The organism is Streptococcus mitis (genome assembly GCF_003942765.1).
Taxonomy (GTDB): Bacteria; Bacillota; Bacilli; order Lactobacillales; family Streptococcaceae; genus Streptococcus; species Streptococcus mitis_BE.
In genome coordinates this window covers 145,920-160,187 of sequence record NZ_RJNW01000004.1, presented here as the reverse complement: position 1 = coordinate 160,187, position 14,268 = coordinate 145,920, and the positions used below count along the sequence as shown (strand labels likewise).

Genomic DNA, 14,268 nt, shown 5'->3' with positions numbered 1-14,268 from the left:
TTTATGGAAATTATAAACCTTTTTTTGTTGGACTGATTTGAAAAAACTTTGAAAGCATTTCGAAAGAATTTTCGAAAAATTTTAAAAAATTCTGAAATATTCTTGACAGGTGATGAAAAAGGTGGTAAGATAGGAAACATCAAAAAAGAAAGCAGAAAAAGAAATGAATAAGAAACAAGCTGTAACGATGAATCAAAACTTTTACTTTAGCTACTTTAGATAGTGTTTGTAGACATGTCACCATGGATGCAAACAGTTCAAGCAATTTGTTTGTATCTATGTGGCTAAGATTTTTGATTGTGGTCCATATAGATGAATATCTAAATGGACTAGCAAAGTTATAACTTGTTAGATTATTTCAAGCATCCGTTTAGATAGTATCTAGGCGGTTTTTTATTTTATCTTTTCTGAGAAGGAGTTTCATTATGAAAGTTGTTCGAAAATTACTAGCCCCCCTCTTGGTAGTGGGAATCCTCTTGACCTCTCTGATTAGTTTGCATCAGTTGAAGGCAGATAAGAAAAAAGATGTTTTTCGTATCGGTATTTCACAATTTATTACCCATCAATCTTTGGACGCTACTAGAGAAGGGTTTGTGGATGAGCTGGCCAAACAAGGCTATGTTGAGGGGAAAAATATCGAGATTGATTTGCAAAATGCACAGGGAGAACAACGAAATCTAAAAACGATTTCCCAGCAACTAGCAGAATCTAGTGATGTCGTTCTAGCTATCGCAACGCCTTCTGCTCAGAGCTTGGCTAATACAACGCAAACGACACCTGTTGTCTTTTCAGCGGTAACGGATCCTGTCAGTGCCAAGTTGGTTGAGTCAAGAGAACATCCTGGGGGCAATGTAACTGGGACAAGCGATCAGTCATCAGATGCCATTTCAACCCAAATCAATTTGATAAAGAAAGTGTTGCCGAAAGCTAAAACAATTGGAATTCTTTATACTCAGAGTGAGCCCAATTCGGTTGTCCAAAAGGATGAAGCTAATCGCCTTCTGGAAGAAAAAGGCTTTACCGTTGTTGAAAAAACAATCTTGGACAGTAACAACGTCAAGGCGGCAGCAGAGAGTTTGATGGCAGAGGTGGATATGGTTTTTGTACCAACGGATAATATCATTTCGTCAACCATGGAAACAGTCAAGCAGGTTTCTATTAAACACAAGGTTCCAGTATTCGGTGGTTCAACAGAAATGATTGCTGTTGGTGGCTTGTATAACTACGGTACCAATTATGAAGAATTGGGGCGTCAGACAGCACGCATGTTGATTCGTGTCTTAAAAGGTGAAAAGCCAGAAAATATAGCAGTTGAGTTGCCTGAAAAACTGGAATTGCATACCAATCAAGAAATGGCAGATGCACTAGGAATTGATATTAGTAAGTTAGAAGGCAAGGAATAAGGAGGTTTAAGATGAATTTTGTGTTATCTAGTTTATCAGAAGGTTTGTTGTGGTCGATTATGGCGATTGGGGTCTACTTGACTTTCCGTATTTTGGATATTGCGGATATGACTGCTGAAGGTGCCTTTCCACTGGGGGCAGCTGTCGTTGTATCACAGATACAGGCAGGTATAAATCCTTGGATTGCGACCTTACTGGCTTTGCTGGCAGGTATGGTAGCAGGTTTAGTATCAGGAATGCTCCACACCAAGATGAAAATTCCTGCTCTCTTGACAGGTATTGTGACCTTGACAGGGCTTTATTCCATCAATATTAAAATCATGGGAAGCGTGCCTAATCTTTCCTTGGGAGATTCTGCAACGGTCTTTAAAGAATTAGCGAACTTTGGTCTGACAAATGAAGAAGCTGTTTTTTCACTCAGCTTAGCCTGTCTCTTACTTGTTTGTTTGGTCTTGACTCTTTTGATGAAAACAGAGATTGGCTTGGTCTTGCGTTCGACTGGGGACAATATTCCGATGAGTGAGGCCAATGGGGTCAATGTAGACACCATGAAGATTTTTGGTTATATGATTTCAAACGGTTTGATTGCTCTATGTGGTTCTTTGTTTGCTCAAAATGATGGATTTTCAGATGTAACTTCAGGGACAGGAACTATTGTTGTTGGTTTGAGTGCAGTGATTATTGCGGAAGTCTTGATACACGACTTGACCATTGGAGGCCGCTTGTTATCCATCGGAATTGGTGCTATTGTATACCGTTTGATTATTTTAAATATCTATGAAATTCCAAATCTAGATCAAAATCTAGTTCGTCTCTTTAATGCAATTTTGCTCGCCTTAGTTTTATTTGCACCAGAATTGCAAAAGAGATTAAAGATTCGTGGTCTAAAATTGAGAAATGAATAGGAGGAGAAAGTTATGGCAAGTTTGTTAACACTTGAAAATATTCACAAAACATTTGAAGCAGGGACGGTCAATGAGAACCATGTCCTCAAAGGATTAGATTTAGAGGTTGAAGAGGGAGATTTTATCTCTGTGATTGGTGGAAATGGAGCAGGTAAATCCACTTTGATGAATATCTTGGCTGGCAATCTATCGGTGGATGAAGGGGACCTTTTATTGGCAGGTAAATCCATTAAAAATCTGAGTGTAAGAAAGAGAGCCAAGGATATCGCCCGTGTTTTTCAAGATCCTAAGATGGGAACAGCTTCTCGTTTAACGATTGAGGAGAATATGGCCATTGCCTTGAGACGTGGTCAGAAAAGAGGGCTTGGCTGGGGCGTGAAGGAGAAAGATAGAATCCAGTTCCAAGAGGCCTTGAAGGAGTTGAATATTGGTCTTGAAAACCGCTTAAAAGTAGATACTCAATATCTCTCAGGAGGACAAAGACAGGCCTTGACCTTAGTCATGGCAGCTCTGGTGAAACCTAAGCTCTTGCTGTTGGATGAACACACTGCGGCACTTGATCCAAAAACCAGTCAAATGGTGATGGACTTGACGCAAAAGATTGTGGAACACCATCAGTTGACGACTTTGATGATTACCCACGATATGAACCATGCGATTGAGTATGGTAATCGTCTCATTATGCTCTATCAAGGCAAGATAGTGGTAGATGTCAAGGGAGAGGAGAAAAAGCGTCTAACGGTTGAAAATCTCATGCATCTCTTCCAGAAAAATAGTGGCCAGAGTCTAGTCAGTGATGAATTGGTTTTAGGATAAAGAAAAACACCACACTTTGTAAGATACAAGGTGTGGTTGTATTTTATCTCTTAGACCAAGTTCTCTTCATAAAGAGAAGGAGGATTGGGTAAATCTCCAAGCGGCCTGCAATCATTGCAAAGGAGAGGAGAATTTTTGAGATAGGACTAAAGATTGAGAAGCTAGAAGTGGTTCCTAGAATAGGTCCGATATTATTGAAACAGCTAAAGACAGCGCTGGTCACAACCAGAAAATCATTGCTATCTAGGCTGACAATAAAGATAAGGGATAGCAAAATCATAGAATAGATGACAAAGTACTTGAGAATCTTATGCTGGGTATCTTTGTCAATTACCGTTTTATTAACATGGAGGGTCAAAACACGGTGGGGCGATAGGATTGACAAAATCTGATTTTTAGCAATTTTTGAAAGGATAAGCCCTCGAATGACCTTGAGTCCACCTGCGGTTGAACCAGCAGAACCACCGATTCCCATGAGGAAGAGGAGGATAAACTGGGAGAAGAGGGGCCAGTTGGTAATGTCTCCGTAACCAAAACCAGTCGTTGTAATGATATTGGAAACTTGGAAGAAGGCCATTTCAAAACTCTTTGAAAATCCTGGATAGAGATAGAGGGTATTGAGGCTAATCAAGCCTGTAGAAACCAGAACAATGACCAAGTAAGCTCGAAGTTCTTCATCTCCAAAGAAGGCTTTAACGCGACGGAGCATGAGGTAGTAGTAAAGGTTGAAATTTACCCCAAAAACCAGAACTCCGATACTAACCAGATAGGTAATCAGTGAGCTACCATAGTGGGCAATCCCGTCGTTATAGACGGTAAAGCCTCCTGTACCTGCTGTTCCCATGGCAATGACAAAACTATCAAAAAGGGGCATGCCAGCCAGATAATAGATGATGACAAAGAGGGAGAAGAGAGCTAGATAAAGGAGATAGAGAATCTGGGCAGTATTTTTGAGTTTGGATACAACCTTACCGAAGACGGGACCAGGAACCTCAGCCTTCATTACTTCTAGGTGGCTATTCTTGGCATTATCCATAATAGCAAGCGCAAAAACAAGCACCCCCATCCCTCCAATTAAGTGGGTAAAACTTCGCCAGAAGAGGAGGGAACGACTGAGAACCGAAACGTCGTTCAGAATAGTTGCTCCAGTAGTTGTAAAGCCAGAACTGATTTCAAAAAAGGCATCGATAACGCTGGGAATTTGCTTAGCAAAAACAAAGGGGAGACCGCCAAAGAAGGACCAAAGGATCCAACAGAGGGCAACAATCAAGACTCCCTCCTTGGCATAAATCCGTTGATTTTTGGGCTTTTGTAAAATTCCTGAACCGCCTAGTAATACGAGAATCCCTATTGTTGAAAAGAGGGCCGTAAAGACTTGGCTCGATTCACGGTAATAGATAGCAACAGCTACAGGAACCAAAAGAAGAACAGCTTCAATCAAAAGTAATTTTGAAAGGAGGTAACGAATCATACTTTTATTCATTTCTTACCTCGCGATCAAGTCATAAATCTTGGTGATGTTTGGCAACAAAGTTGTTACTAGGAGCTTGTCTCCAACTTCCAACATATCCTCCCCAGTAGGGAAAATAGTCTTGCCCTTTCGAATGATGGCTGCTATAAGAACCCCTTTTTTCAGTTTTAATTGAGAAAGAGGTTTGGCAGTCATTTTATTAGCTTCCTTGATATGAAATTGCAGGGTTTCGATTTGGCCATTGGCTAGATGGTGCATGGCTTGAAGGTCTGAATACTGGGCATTAACACGACCACGAATAAAGTGCATGATTGTATCTACAGCGATGCTTTTAGGTGTGATGATACTTGAAAAATCAGGCGCATTGATAATCTCGAGGAGACTGGTACGATTGACCTTGGTGATATTTTTTTGTACACCTACCCTGTCAAGGAACATAGAGGTAATCAGATTTTCCTCATCGACTCCTGTTAGAGTCGCAACGGCATCATAGTTTTGAGCACTTTCTTCCAGCAGGATATCTTTTGCGGTACCATCTCCTTGAACGATATAGAGATTTGGGAATTTTTCGCTAAAGAAGCTGGCGATTTCAGGATTGATTTCAATAACCTTGGTATCTATACGACTGTCTTTGAGGATACCTAGTAGATAATAGGCAATTCTACCAGCTCCAACAATAAGAAGACTCTTCACGGCACGAGACTTGAAATAATTATGGAAGAGCATCATGTCAACACGGTTACCAGTGACAAAGATTCTATCTTTATCCTGTACAGTCATGTCGCCACTTGGAATGATAATTTGATGATCCCTCTCTATCGCACAGACAATGACATTGCCAAATTTTTTCCGAAAATCAGAAATGGGCATTTGGCAAAGACCACTGGAGGATTTAACAGTGAATTCCATCAAGCTGACCCGTCCACCAAAGAAACGTTCGACAGAGAGGGCGTTGGGGAAGTCAATGATATTAGCAATAGCGCGGGCAGCCAAGAGCTCAGGATTAACGATAAGAGAAAAACCGAGAATATTCTTTTCCTTGAAATAAGAGTTAGAATATTCAGGGTTCCGCACCCGAACGATGGTCTCTTTAGCTCCCATTTTTTTGGCTAGAACGGCTGCAATCATGTTCACTTCATCGTATTCAGTCAGGGCGATAAAGATATCACAATCCTGGACACTGGCTTGTTCAAGGATGGTAAAATCGGCCCCGTTACCAAGGATACCCATGATATCAAAGCGATTAACAATATGATTAAGAACAGCTTCGTCTTGCTCAATCAGCAAAACATCATGCTTTTCTGCAACCAAGGAGCGACAGAGGGCAGAACCAACTTTTCCCCCTCCGACAAGGATAATTTTCATAATAAAACCTACTTCTTCATTATGTAACTATCATACCTTTTTTCAAGAAAAAATGCACCTACTAGCTAATCACCAGAGTTTTTAGTAGGAAATTTGCTATAAGGTAAAACTATACCCTATACCTGCTAAATCTGGCCATTAAGTACCTTTGCACCATTCCTCTGGCTATTATTTTTTTGATGACAACCCACCCTAGTCAGTTTGCTTCCAGTTTAAATCAAATTGGTGTGCCCTACAAGATTGCCTATTCTGTCAGTCTAACCTTACGTTATATTCCAGATTTGCAGGAAGAATTCTTTACTATCAAGATGTCTCAGGAGGCGCGTGGGATGGAATTATCCAAGAAAGCTTCTCTTATGCAACGAATCAAAGGCAATCTGCGCATTATCACTCCCTTGATTTTTAGCTCGCTAGAACGCATTGATACCATCGCGACCGCTATGGAGCTTCGACGCTTTGGGAAAGAGAAAAAACGCACGTGGTATAGTTATCGGGCCTTGAAAAAAGGAGACTATCTTACCTTGCTCTTGGCAGCTGCTTTTTTAGTAGTTAGTTTACTACTTATCTTGCAGAATCAGGGACGATTTTACAACCCTTGGAAATAGCTTGAAAAAATTGAAAAAATCAAGTCGTTTCTATTGACAATGATTCTGAAAGTGTTATACTAGGAAAGTAGTTTCGCTGATTTACTTCAAACCTGTTGTGAGGTAAGTTAACGATGCCTTAACCACGCTGTTTGCTGAGCTTGACTCCGGGCAGTGTGGCTATTTTTTTGCAATGGTGAAAGGAAGCAAGTCATGACAAATCACATTGTATTATTTGAACCACAAATTCCACAAAATACAGGCAATATCGCGCGTACTTGCGCTGCGACCAATTCTCCCCTCCACATCATCAAGCCAATGGGCTTTCCTATTGATGACCGCAAGATGAAGCGAGCTGGATTGGATTATTGGGATAAACTAGAGATTTATTTTTACGAGAGTTTGGAGGATTTCATGTCTCAGATGAAGGGTAAACTCTATCTGATTTCTAAATTCGCGGAAAAAGTCTATTCTGAGGTGGATTTATCGACTGATGAAGACCATTATTTTCTATTTGGACGTGAAGACAAGGGCTTGCCGGAGGACTTTATGCGCGAACATCCTGAGAAAGCTCTCCGTATTCCTATGAATGATGAACATGTCCGCAGTCTCAATGTGTCTAATACCGTCTGCATGATTGTCTATGAGGCTCTTCGCCAGCAGAACTTTGCAGGTCTTGAGCTCGTCCACACCTATGAAGTGGATAAATTGAAATAAAAAATGAAAATGAAAATGAACAAAATGCTTGCGCTTGCAAGCGTTTTTTGTTATGATAAAAGAGTCTTCAGGGCAGGGTGAAATTCCCGACCGGCGGTAAATTTGACTATCTATTTTAGTTTTCTCGTCGTTGTCTTGTCTCGATATACTTTAAGTATTATCTTCGACTGCGACGCCTAGATAAATCTAAAATATCTTAGCCAAATAAGTCCGCGAGCGCAAGCTGATGTGGTGAGATTCCACAACCGACAGTATAGTCTGGATGGGAGAAGACGAAAGAATAGCTTTGTCTGTTCTGATAGATTTATAGCTGAACTGTAACCGCTTGCTTGAATTTCCTTAATAGAGTGAGAGGGAACTTTTGGGATATAAAAAGTGAGAATAGATAGAGGAATCCTTTCTAACTTCTTCTGATTTTATAGAAAATTGGAGGAACCTGTTATGACAAACACACGTCGACTTTCGACCATTGCGATTTTATCAGCCATCTCATTTGTGCTGATGTACTTTGACTTTCCGCTATTGCCAGCGGCATCCTTCCTTAAGATCGAATTTAGTATCTTGCCAGTCCTTGTGGGCTTGGTGGTCATGGATTTGCCTGCTGCTCTAGGAATTCTCTTGCTTCGCTCACTCTTGAAATTGCTTCTTAATAGCCAGGGAGTGAATACTTACATTGGCTTGCCGATGAATATCGTAGCTTTGGGAGTTTTTGTCATCGTATTTGCTTTGATTTGGAAAAAGGAACGGACAACCCTTCGTTTCCTACTAGGCTCTCTAGCTGGAACTATTGGCTTGACCGTGGCTATGTTGGTTCTCAACTATGTTTATGCTGTTCCTTTGTACGCTAAGTTTGCTAACTTTGATATTGGAAAAATTTTGGGACTTTCCAACTACCTAATGACCATGGTATTACCTTTTAACTTGATTGAGGGTGTAATCTTTTCCGTTTCATTCTGGTTGTTGTATGTTCTCTTGAAACCAACCTTAAAACACTATGAAAGATAAACAAACATTTTTAATGAAGGGCAGTTTTGCCCTTTTACTTTTCGTTATTCTTGGCTACATGGTCAAATTTTACCCTGAAACTCTGGTCGGTTTTGACCAACCGATACAGACTGCCGTTCGAGGAGACTTGCCAGATTACTTGACTATTCTTTTCAGGGCCATCACACGCTTGATTGATATTCCAGTGATTATCACTTGGGTTGCCATCGTAGCCTTTATCTTTTATCGTAAGCGATGGAAGATAGAAAGTTTCTTCATGCTGGGAAATCTGGCTTTGGCAGGTCTTTTAATCGTGACCTTTAAAAATATCTACCAGCGCCCACGACCAGCTATTTTACACTTGGTTGAGGAGAAGGGATTTTCCTTTCCAAGCGGCCATTCTCTGGCTGTAACCTTGATGGTCGGCTCTCTGATTGTTATTCTCAGTCAGCGGATGAAAGATCCAGTCTGGAGAAAAATCGTGCAAATCGTGCTAGGCCTCTACCTAGTCAGTGTGCTGGTATCAAGGGTCTATCTGGGAGTTCATTATCCATCAGACGTCCTTGCCAGTCTCTGTGTGGGTTTGGGAGTCCTGTTTATAGAGTTTCCCTTCTATGACAAGCTCCGCTTCCAATGGCGATTTAAAGGTAAGCAGAAGTGAATATCAAATTCTCTTGAGGAGAAAGAAATGAAAGTCAACATAAAAGCTCTCCATCCGACTCAACTATACTTATCAGAAAAGAAGTTGCAAGATATTCAGATGCTTTACCAGTCGGCAGAAACAATCCAAGTCGATCCAATCAGTATTCTTGCCTTTGGAGATTGCTTGTTGATTACAGATGGGCATCACAGGGCTTATCAGGCTTTATTGGCAGGTCGGGATACGATTTCTGCTGAGTTTGATAGAGATGGTGGTGATGAACTATATCATCTCTATGCGCAAGCTTGTGAGGAAAGAAAGATTTACTCTGCTCTGGATTTAAAAAATCATATATTACCTCAAGATGAGTATGAAGCAAAATGGTATAACTGGTGTGATGGTTTTAATCAAGCAGCAACTCTTTTGTTGAAAAGGAAAGCAGATGAAACAGATTTTACAAATAGATAATGCACTGCGTCTTGTTCCTTATTATAAGGTCAATCATTGTGTGGAAGCTTTTGCTTGGTATCAGGATGTGGACTTAGTTTACCTCGTAGATGGGGTGAAGCTTCCTTATAGTCAAGAAACTTTGGAAGCCATGTATTCCTATTTGGATCAGCATGGTGAACTTTTTTGGATTGAAGTCAAGGAGAAGGGAGAATGGTTTCCAATTGGGGATGTTACACTATCTCAGGATAATTTCCCCATTGTGATTGGGAATTCTGCTTACCAACATCGAGGACTTGGAAAAAAGATTCTAAGTACTTTGATTGAATTGGCTCGAGTAAAAGGATGGAAAGAATTGAGAGTCAAGGAAATCTACACCTACAATCATGCTTCTAGGAGGTGTTTCAAGTCGCTTGGATTTGTGGAAAATGGAGCAACAGAAAAAGGAATGAGTTTTATATTGAAATTAATCTAATCTAACTTGTTTTTTAACTCAAAATCTGATAAACTATGTAGTAATTGAATAGGAATCCGCAAGACTAGTAACTCAAGGGAAGTATATCAGGGAGGAGAGCCGTGACTGCAAGCTCTCTATATGAAAGCTGGGTGAATTCACTTGCGCATGGATTTAGAAATGAAGGTCTGACTTGTCAGATGAAAACGGATGGTACCGCGTGTCAACGCTCCGAGTGGAGTTTTTGGCATGTGGTTTTCTTTTTATCTACGAGAGACTGATGGAGGAATTATGTCAACTATTGAAGAACAATTAAAAGCGCTTCGTGAAGAAACGCTGGCTAGCTTGAAGCAGATTACTGCTGAAAATGAAAAAGAGATGCAAGATTTGCGTGTCTCTGTCCTTGGTAAAAAGGGTTCGCTCACTGAAATTCTCAAAGGGATGAAAGATGTTTCTGCTGAGATGCGTCCAATCATTGGGAAACACGTCAATGAAGCTCGTGATGTCTTGACAGCAGCCTTTGAAGAAACAGCTAAACTATTGGAAGAAAAGAAAGTCGCAGCTCAACTGGCTAGCGAGAGTATCGATGTGACGCTTCCAGGTCGTCCAGTTGCTACTGGTCACCGTCATGTTTTGACACAAACTAGTGAAGAAATCGAAGATATTTTCATTGGGATGGGTTACCAAGTCGTGGATGGTTTTGAAGTGGAGCAAGACTACTATAACTTTGAGCGTATGAACCTTCCAAAAGACCACCCAGCTCGTGATATGCAGGATACTTTCTATATCACTGAAGAAATCTTGCTCCGTACCCACACGTCTCCAGTGCAGGCGCGTGCTATGGATGCCCATGATTTCTCTAAAGGTCCTTTGAAAATGATCTCACCAGGGCGTGTCTTCCGTCGTGACACAGACGATGCGACCCACAGTCACCAGTTCCACCAAATTGAAGGCTTGGTAGTTGGGAAAAACATCTCTATGGCAGACCTTCAAGGAACGCTTCAGTTGATTGTCCAAAAAATGTTCGGTGAAGAGCGTCAGATCCGTCTGCGTCCATCTTACTTCCCATTCACAGAGCCATCTGTTGAGGTGGATGTTTCTTGCTTCAAGTGTGGTGGAGAAGGCTGTAACGTATGTAAGAAAACAGGTTGGATCGAAATTATGGGTGCCGGTATGGTTCACCCACGTGTCCTTGAAATGAGTGGTATCGATGCGACTGTTTACTCTGGATTTGCCTTTGGTCTTGGACAAGAGCGTGTAGCTATGCTTCGTTACGGAATCAACGATATCCGTGGATTCTACCAAGGAGATGTCCGTTTCTCAGAACAGTTTAAATAATGATTAGAAAAGTAGAAAAGGCAGATGTTGGGGTGTTGTCCAAAATTGCCAAACAAACCTTTCGTGAAACATTTGCTCATGATAATACGGAAGAGCAGTTACAGGAATACTTTGAAGAGGCTTATAGTCTGAAAACTTTGTTAACTGAGTTGGAAAATCCAGAATCCGAAACCTATTTCATTATGCATGAAGAGTATATAGCTGGTTTTCTAAAAGTCAACTGGGGAAGTGCTCAGACTGAGAGAGAATTAGAAGACGCTTTTGAAATTCAACGCCTCTATGTGCTACAAAAATTTCAAGATGCATGAAGAGTATATAGCTGGTTTTCTAAAAGTCAACTGGGGAAGTGCTCAGACTGAGAGAGAATTAGAAGACGCTTTTGAAATTCAACGCCTCTATGTGCTACAAAAATTTCAAGGATTTGGACTAGGTAAGCAACTGTTTGAATTCGCTCTTGAACTTGCTACAAAAAATAGTTTTTCTTGGGCTTGGTTAGGTGTTTGGGAGCATAATACAAAAGCTCAAGCGTTTTATAATCGATATGGTTTTGAAAAATTTAGCCAACATCATTTTATGGTTGGTCAAAAAGTAGATACGGATTGGTTACTGAGAAAGAAATTAAGGTAAGAAGAGGATTCTTCTATTGAAATGATAGGAAAGGAAAAGAACTAGAGTGGCAACTGTCATTCTGGAGAACTAAATTATGCTTGTATCTTATAAATGGTTAAAAGAATTGGTGGACATTGATGTGCCATCACAAGAGTTGGCTGAAAAAATGTCAACTACAGGGATCGAGGTAGAAGGTGTCGAATCACCTGCTGCTGGTCTCTCAAAAATTGTCGTCGGTGAGGTCTTATCTTGCGAAGATGTTCCAGAAACTCACCTCCATGTTTGTCAGGTTAACGTTGGCGAAGAAGAAGCCCGTCAAATCGTCTGTGGTGCCCCAAATGTGCGTGCTGGTATCAAGGTTATGGTGGCTCTTCCGGGAGCTCGCATCGCTGACAACTACAAAATCAAAAAAGGAAAAATCCGTGGTTTAGAGTCACTTGGGATGATCTGTTCACTTGGTGAATTGGGAATTTCTGACTCAGTTGTACCTAAGGAATTCGCAGATGGCATCCAAATCTTGCCAGAAAATGCCGTTCCAGGTGAGGAAGTATTCTCATATCTAGACTTGGATGATGAAATCATCGAACTTTCAATTACACCTAACCGTGCGGACGCTCTTTCTATGCGTGGGGTGGCTCACGAAGTGGCAGCCATCTATGATAAGGCAGTCAACTTTAAAGAATTTACTCTTTCAGAAACTGACCAAGCTGCAGCAGATGCTCTTTCTGTAGGTATTGAGACAGACAAGGCGCCTTATTATGCAGCTCGTATCTTGGACAATGTGACTATCGCACCAAGTCCACAATGGTTGCAAAACCTTCTCATGAATGAAGGAATCCGTCCAATCAATAACGTAGTGGACGTGACCAACTACATCCTTCTCTACTTTGGTCAACCAATGCATGCCTTTGACTTGGATACCTTTGAAGGAACTGACATTCGTGTGCGTGAAGCGCGTGCTGGTGAAAAATTGGTGACTTTAGATGGTGAAGAACGTGACTTGGACGTGAATGACCTAGTCATTACTGTCGCTGACAAGCCAGTTGCTCTTGCAGGTGTTATGGGTGGTCAAGCAACAGAAATCTCTGAAAAATCTAGTCGTGTTGTCCTTGAAGCGGCTGTTTTCAATGGCAAATCTATCCGCAAGACTAGTGGTCGCCTCAACCTTCGTTCTGAGTCATCTTCTCGCTTTGAAAAAGGGATCAATGTGGCAACTGTTAACGAAGCTCTTGATGCGGCAGCTAGCATGATTGCAGAGCTTGCAGGTGCGACTGTGCGTAAGGGTATCGTTTCAGCGGGTGAACTTGATACCTCTGATGTGGAAGTTTCTTCAACTCTTGCTGATGTTAACCGTGTCCTTGGTACAGAACTTTCTTACGCGGATGTAGAAGACGTCTTCCGTCGTCTTGGCTTTGGTCTTTCTGGAAATGCAGACAGCTTTACAGTCAGCGTTCCACGTCGTCGCTGGGATATCACTATCGAAGCAGACCTCTTTGAAGAAATCGCTCGTATCTACGGATATGACCGCTTGCCAACTAGTCTTCCAAAAGATGACGGTACAGCTGGTGAATTGACAGCCACACAAAAACTTCGTCGTCAGGTTCGTACCATTGCTGAAGGAGCAGGTTTGACAGAAATCATCACCTACGCTCTAACAACTCCTGAAAAAGCAGTTGAGTTTACGGCTCAACCAAGTAACCTTACTGAACTCATGTGGCCAATGACAGTGGACCGTTCTGTCCTCCGTCAAAATATGATCTCAGGTATCCTTGATACGGTGGCTTATAACGTAGCTCGTAAGAATAAAAACTTGGCCCTTTATGAGATTGGAAAAGTCTTTGAACAAACTGGCAATCCAAAAGAAGAACTTCCAAATGAGATCAACAGTTTTGCCTTTGCCTTGACAGGCTTGGTTGCAGAAAAAGATTTCCAAACAGCAGCAGTTCCAGTTGATTTCTTCTATGCTAAGGGAATCCTTGAAGCCCTATTTACTCGCTTGGGACTTGCAGTGACCTATACAGCTACAGCTGAAATTGCAAGCCTCCACCCAGGTCGTACAGCAGTCATTTCACTCGGTGACCAAGTTCTTGGTTTTCTTGGCCAAGTGCATCCAGTCACTGCTAAGGCTTACGATATTCCGGAAACGTATGTGGCTGAGCTCAACCTTTCAGCAATCGAAGTAGCCCTTCAACCTGCTAATCCATTTGTAGAAATTACTAAATTCCCAGCAGTCAGCCGTGACGTTGCCCTTCTCCTCAAGGCAGAAGTCACTCACCAAGAAGTTGTGGACGCGATCCAAGCTGCAGGCGTAAAACGTTTGACAGATATTAAACTCTTTGACGTCTTCTCAGGTGAGAAATTGGGACTTGGTATGAAGTCAATGGCTTATAGCTTGACCTTCCAAAATCCAGAAGACAGCTTAACGGACGAAGAAGTCGCACGCTATATGGAAAAAATCCAAGCGTCTCTCGAAGAAAAAGTGAACGCAGAAGTGCGTTAAAGTATCAAACCATCCTTCGGGGTGGATTTTTGCTT

Annotated in this window: 12 protein-coding genes, 3 pseudogenes and 1 riboswitch; of the genes and pseudogenes, 13 read left to right on the top strand and 2 right to left on the bottom strand. The window is 41.5% G+C overall.

Features of this window, described 5'->3' with window-relative positions:
• The first annotated feature begins 425 nt into the window (after positions 1 to 425).
• The 3 genes from D8849_RS07365 to D8849_RS07355 are packed head-to-tail and all read left to right on the top strand — an operon-like array spanning position 426 to position 3,124.
• Positions 426 to 1,403 carry an ABC transporter substrate-binding protein gene (locus tag D8849_RS07365; RefSeq protein WP_125386644.1) on the top strand — a complete coding sequence of 326 codons (978 nt, stop codon included), beginning with the start codon at positions 426 to 428 and terminating at the stop codon, positions 1,401 to 1,403.
• Positions 1,404 to 1,414: 11 nt separating this feature from the next.
• On the top strand, positions 1,415 to 2,308 hold the full coding sequence (locus D8849_RS07360; protein WP_125386643.1) for an ABC transporter permease: 894 nt from the start codon (positions 1,415 to 1,417) through the stop codon (positions 2,306 to 2,308).
• 12 nt (positions 2,309 to 2,320) lie between these two features.
• Positions 2,321 to 3,124: an ABC transporter ATP-binding protein gene (locus D8849_RS07355; RefSeq protein WP_125386642.1), complete on the top strand. Its 804-nt coding sequence runs from the start codon at positions 2,321 to 2,323 to the stop codon at positions 3,122 to 3,124.
• Positions 3,125 to 3,167: 43 nt separating this feature from the next.
• On the opposite strand, the gene D8849_RS07350 is transcribed toward D8849_RS07355, so the two are convergent.
• Complete coding sequence (locus D8849_RS07350; RefSeq protein ID WP_125386641.1) at positions 3,168 to 4,607, bottom strand: TrkH family potassium uptake protein; 1,440 nt, start codon at positions 4,605 to 4,607, stop codon at positions 3,168 to 3,170.
• 3 nt (positions 4,608 to 4,610) lie between these two features.
• A complete protein-coding gene (gene trkA, locus D8849_RS07345; protein ID WP_042750050.1) occupies positions 4,611 to 5,960 on the bottom strand; it encodes a Trk system potassium transporter TrkA in 1,350 nt (449 codons plus the stop codon).
• Positions 5,961 to 6,079: 119 nt separating this feature from the next.
• On the opposite strand from trkA, the pseudogene D8849_RS07340 reads away from it, so the two are divergent.
• The 10 genes and pseudogenes from D8849_RS07340 to pheT all read left to right on the top strand — a co-directional run.
• Positions 6,080 to 6,565: pseudogene (locus D8849_RS07340) on the top strand (energy-coupling factor transporter transmembrane component T family protein); the annotation flags it as partial.
• Positions 6,566 to 6,757: 192 nt separating this feature from the next.
• On the top strand, positions 6,758 to 7,261 hold the full coding sequence (locus D8849_RS07335) for a tRNA (cytidine(34)-2'-O)-methyltransferase (protein WP_000181388.1): 504 nt from the start codon (positions 6,758 to 6,760) through the stop codon (positions 7,259 to 7,261).
• Between the two features lie 59 nt (positions 7,262 to 7,320).
• A riboswitch (FMN riboswitch) is annotated at positions 7,321 to 7,539 on the top strand.
• A gap of 163 nt (positions 7,540 to 7,702) precedes the next feature.
• Positions 7,703 to 8,266 (top strand): ECF transporter S component, encoded by a 564-nt coding sequence (locus D8849_RS07330; RefSeq protein ID WP_000185823.1) that lies wholly within the window; start codon positions 7,703 to 7,705, stop codon positions 8,264 to 8,266.
• The gene (locus D8849_RS07325; protein ID WP_125386640.1) at positions 8,256 to 8,906 is read left to right on the top strand and encodes a phosphatase PAP2 family protein; all 651 of its coding nucleotides are present in this window, start codon (positions 8,256 to 8,258) and stop codon (positions 8,904 to 8,906) included. The genes D8849_RS07330 and D8849_RS07325 overlap by 11 nt, the downstream gene beginning before the upstream one ends.
• 27 nt (positions 8,907 to 8,933) lie before the next feature.
• A complete protein-coding gene (locus tag D8849_RS07320) occupies positions 8,934 to 9,353 on the top strand; it encodes a chromosome partitioning protein ParB (RefSeq protein ID WP_125386639.1) in 420 nt (139 codons plus the stop codon).
• 4 nt (positions 9,354 to 9,357) lie between these two features.
• A complete protein-coding gene (locus D8849_RS07315) occupies positions 9,358 to 9,807 on the top strand; it encodes a GNAT family N-acetyltransferase (protein WP_185756230.1) in 450 nt (149 codons plus the stop codon).
• Positions 9,808 to 10,077: 270 nt separating this feature from the next.
• On the top strand, positions 10,078 to 11,124 hold the full coding sequence (pheS, locus tag D8849_RS07310; protein WP_000103743.1) for a phenylalanine--tRNA ligase subunit alpha: 1,047 nt from the start codon (positions 10,078 to 10,080) through the stop codon (positions 11,122 to 11,124).
• Positions 11,124 to 11,418 (top strand): annotated as a pseudogene (locus D8849_RS07305) (GNAT family N-acetyltransferase); the annotation flags it as partial. The gene pheS and the pseudogene D8849_RS07305, both read left to right, overlap by 1 nt.
• A pseudogene (locus tag D8849_RS07300) lies at positions 11,419 to 11,751 on the top strand (GNAT family N-acetyltransferase); the annotation flags it as partial.
• Positions 11,752 to 11,827: 76 nt separating this feature from the next.
• The gene (gene pheT / locus D8849_RS07295; RefSeq protein WP_125386637.1) at positions 11,828 to 14,233 is read left to right on the top strand and encodes a phenylalanine--tRNA ligase subunit beta; all 2,406 of its coding nucleotides are present in this window, start codon (positions 11,828 to 11,830) and stop codon (positions 14,231 to 14,233) included.
• Positions 14,234 to 14,268 lie beyond the last annotated feature (35 nt).

Excerpts from the sequence above, each read along its gene's own strand:
- D8849_RS07365 (WP_125386644.1), top strand. The coding sequence starts at position 426 with ATGAAAGTTGTTCGAAAATTACTAGCCCCCCTCTTGGTAGTGGGAATC.
- D8849_RS07360 (WP_125386643.1), top strand. The coding sequence starts at position 1,415 with ATGAATTTTGTGTTATCTAGTTTATCAGAAGGTTTGTTGTGGTCGATT.
- D8849_RS07355 (WP_125386642.1), top strand. The coding sequence starts at position 2,321 with ATGGCAAGTTTGTTAACACTTGAAAATATTCACAAAACATTTGAAGCA.
- D8849_RS07350 (WP_125386641.1), bottom strand. The coding sequence starts at position 4,607 with ATGAATAAAAGTATGATTCGTTACCTCCTTTCAAAATTACTTTTGATT.
- trkA (WP_042750050.1), bottom strand. The coding sequence starts at position 5,960 with ATGAAAATTATCCTTGTCGGAGGGGGAAAAGTTGGTTCTGCCCTCTGT.
- D8849_RS07335 (WP_000181388.1), top strand. The coding sequence starts at position 6,758 with ATGACAAATCACATTGTATTATTTGAACCACAAATTCCACAAAATACA.
- D8849_RS07330 (WP_000185823.1), top strand. The coding sequence starts at position 7,703 with ATGACAAACACACGTCGACTTTCGACCATTGCGATTTTATCAGCCATC.
- D8849_RS07325 (WP_125386640.1), top strand. The coding sequence starts at position 8,256 with ATGAAAGATAAACAAACATTTTTAATGAAGGGCAGTTTTGCCCTTTTA.
- D8849_RS07320 (WP_125386639.1), top strand. The coding sequence starts at position 8,934 with ATGAAAGTCAACATAAAAGCTCTCCATCCGACTCAACTATACTTATCA.
- pheS (WP_000103743.1), top strand. The coding sequence starts at position 10,078 with ATGTCAACTATTGAAGAACAATTAAAAGCGCTTCGTGAAGAAACGCTG.
- pheT (WP_125386637.1), top strand. The coding sequence starts at position 11,828 with ATGCTTGTATCTTATAAATGGTTAAAAGAATTGGTGGACATTGATGTG.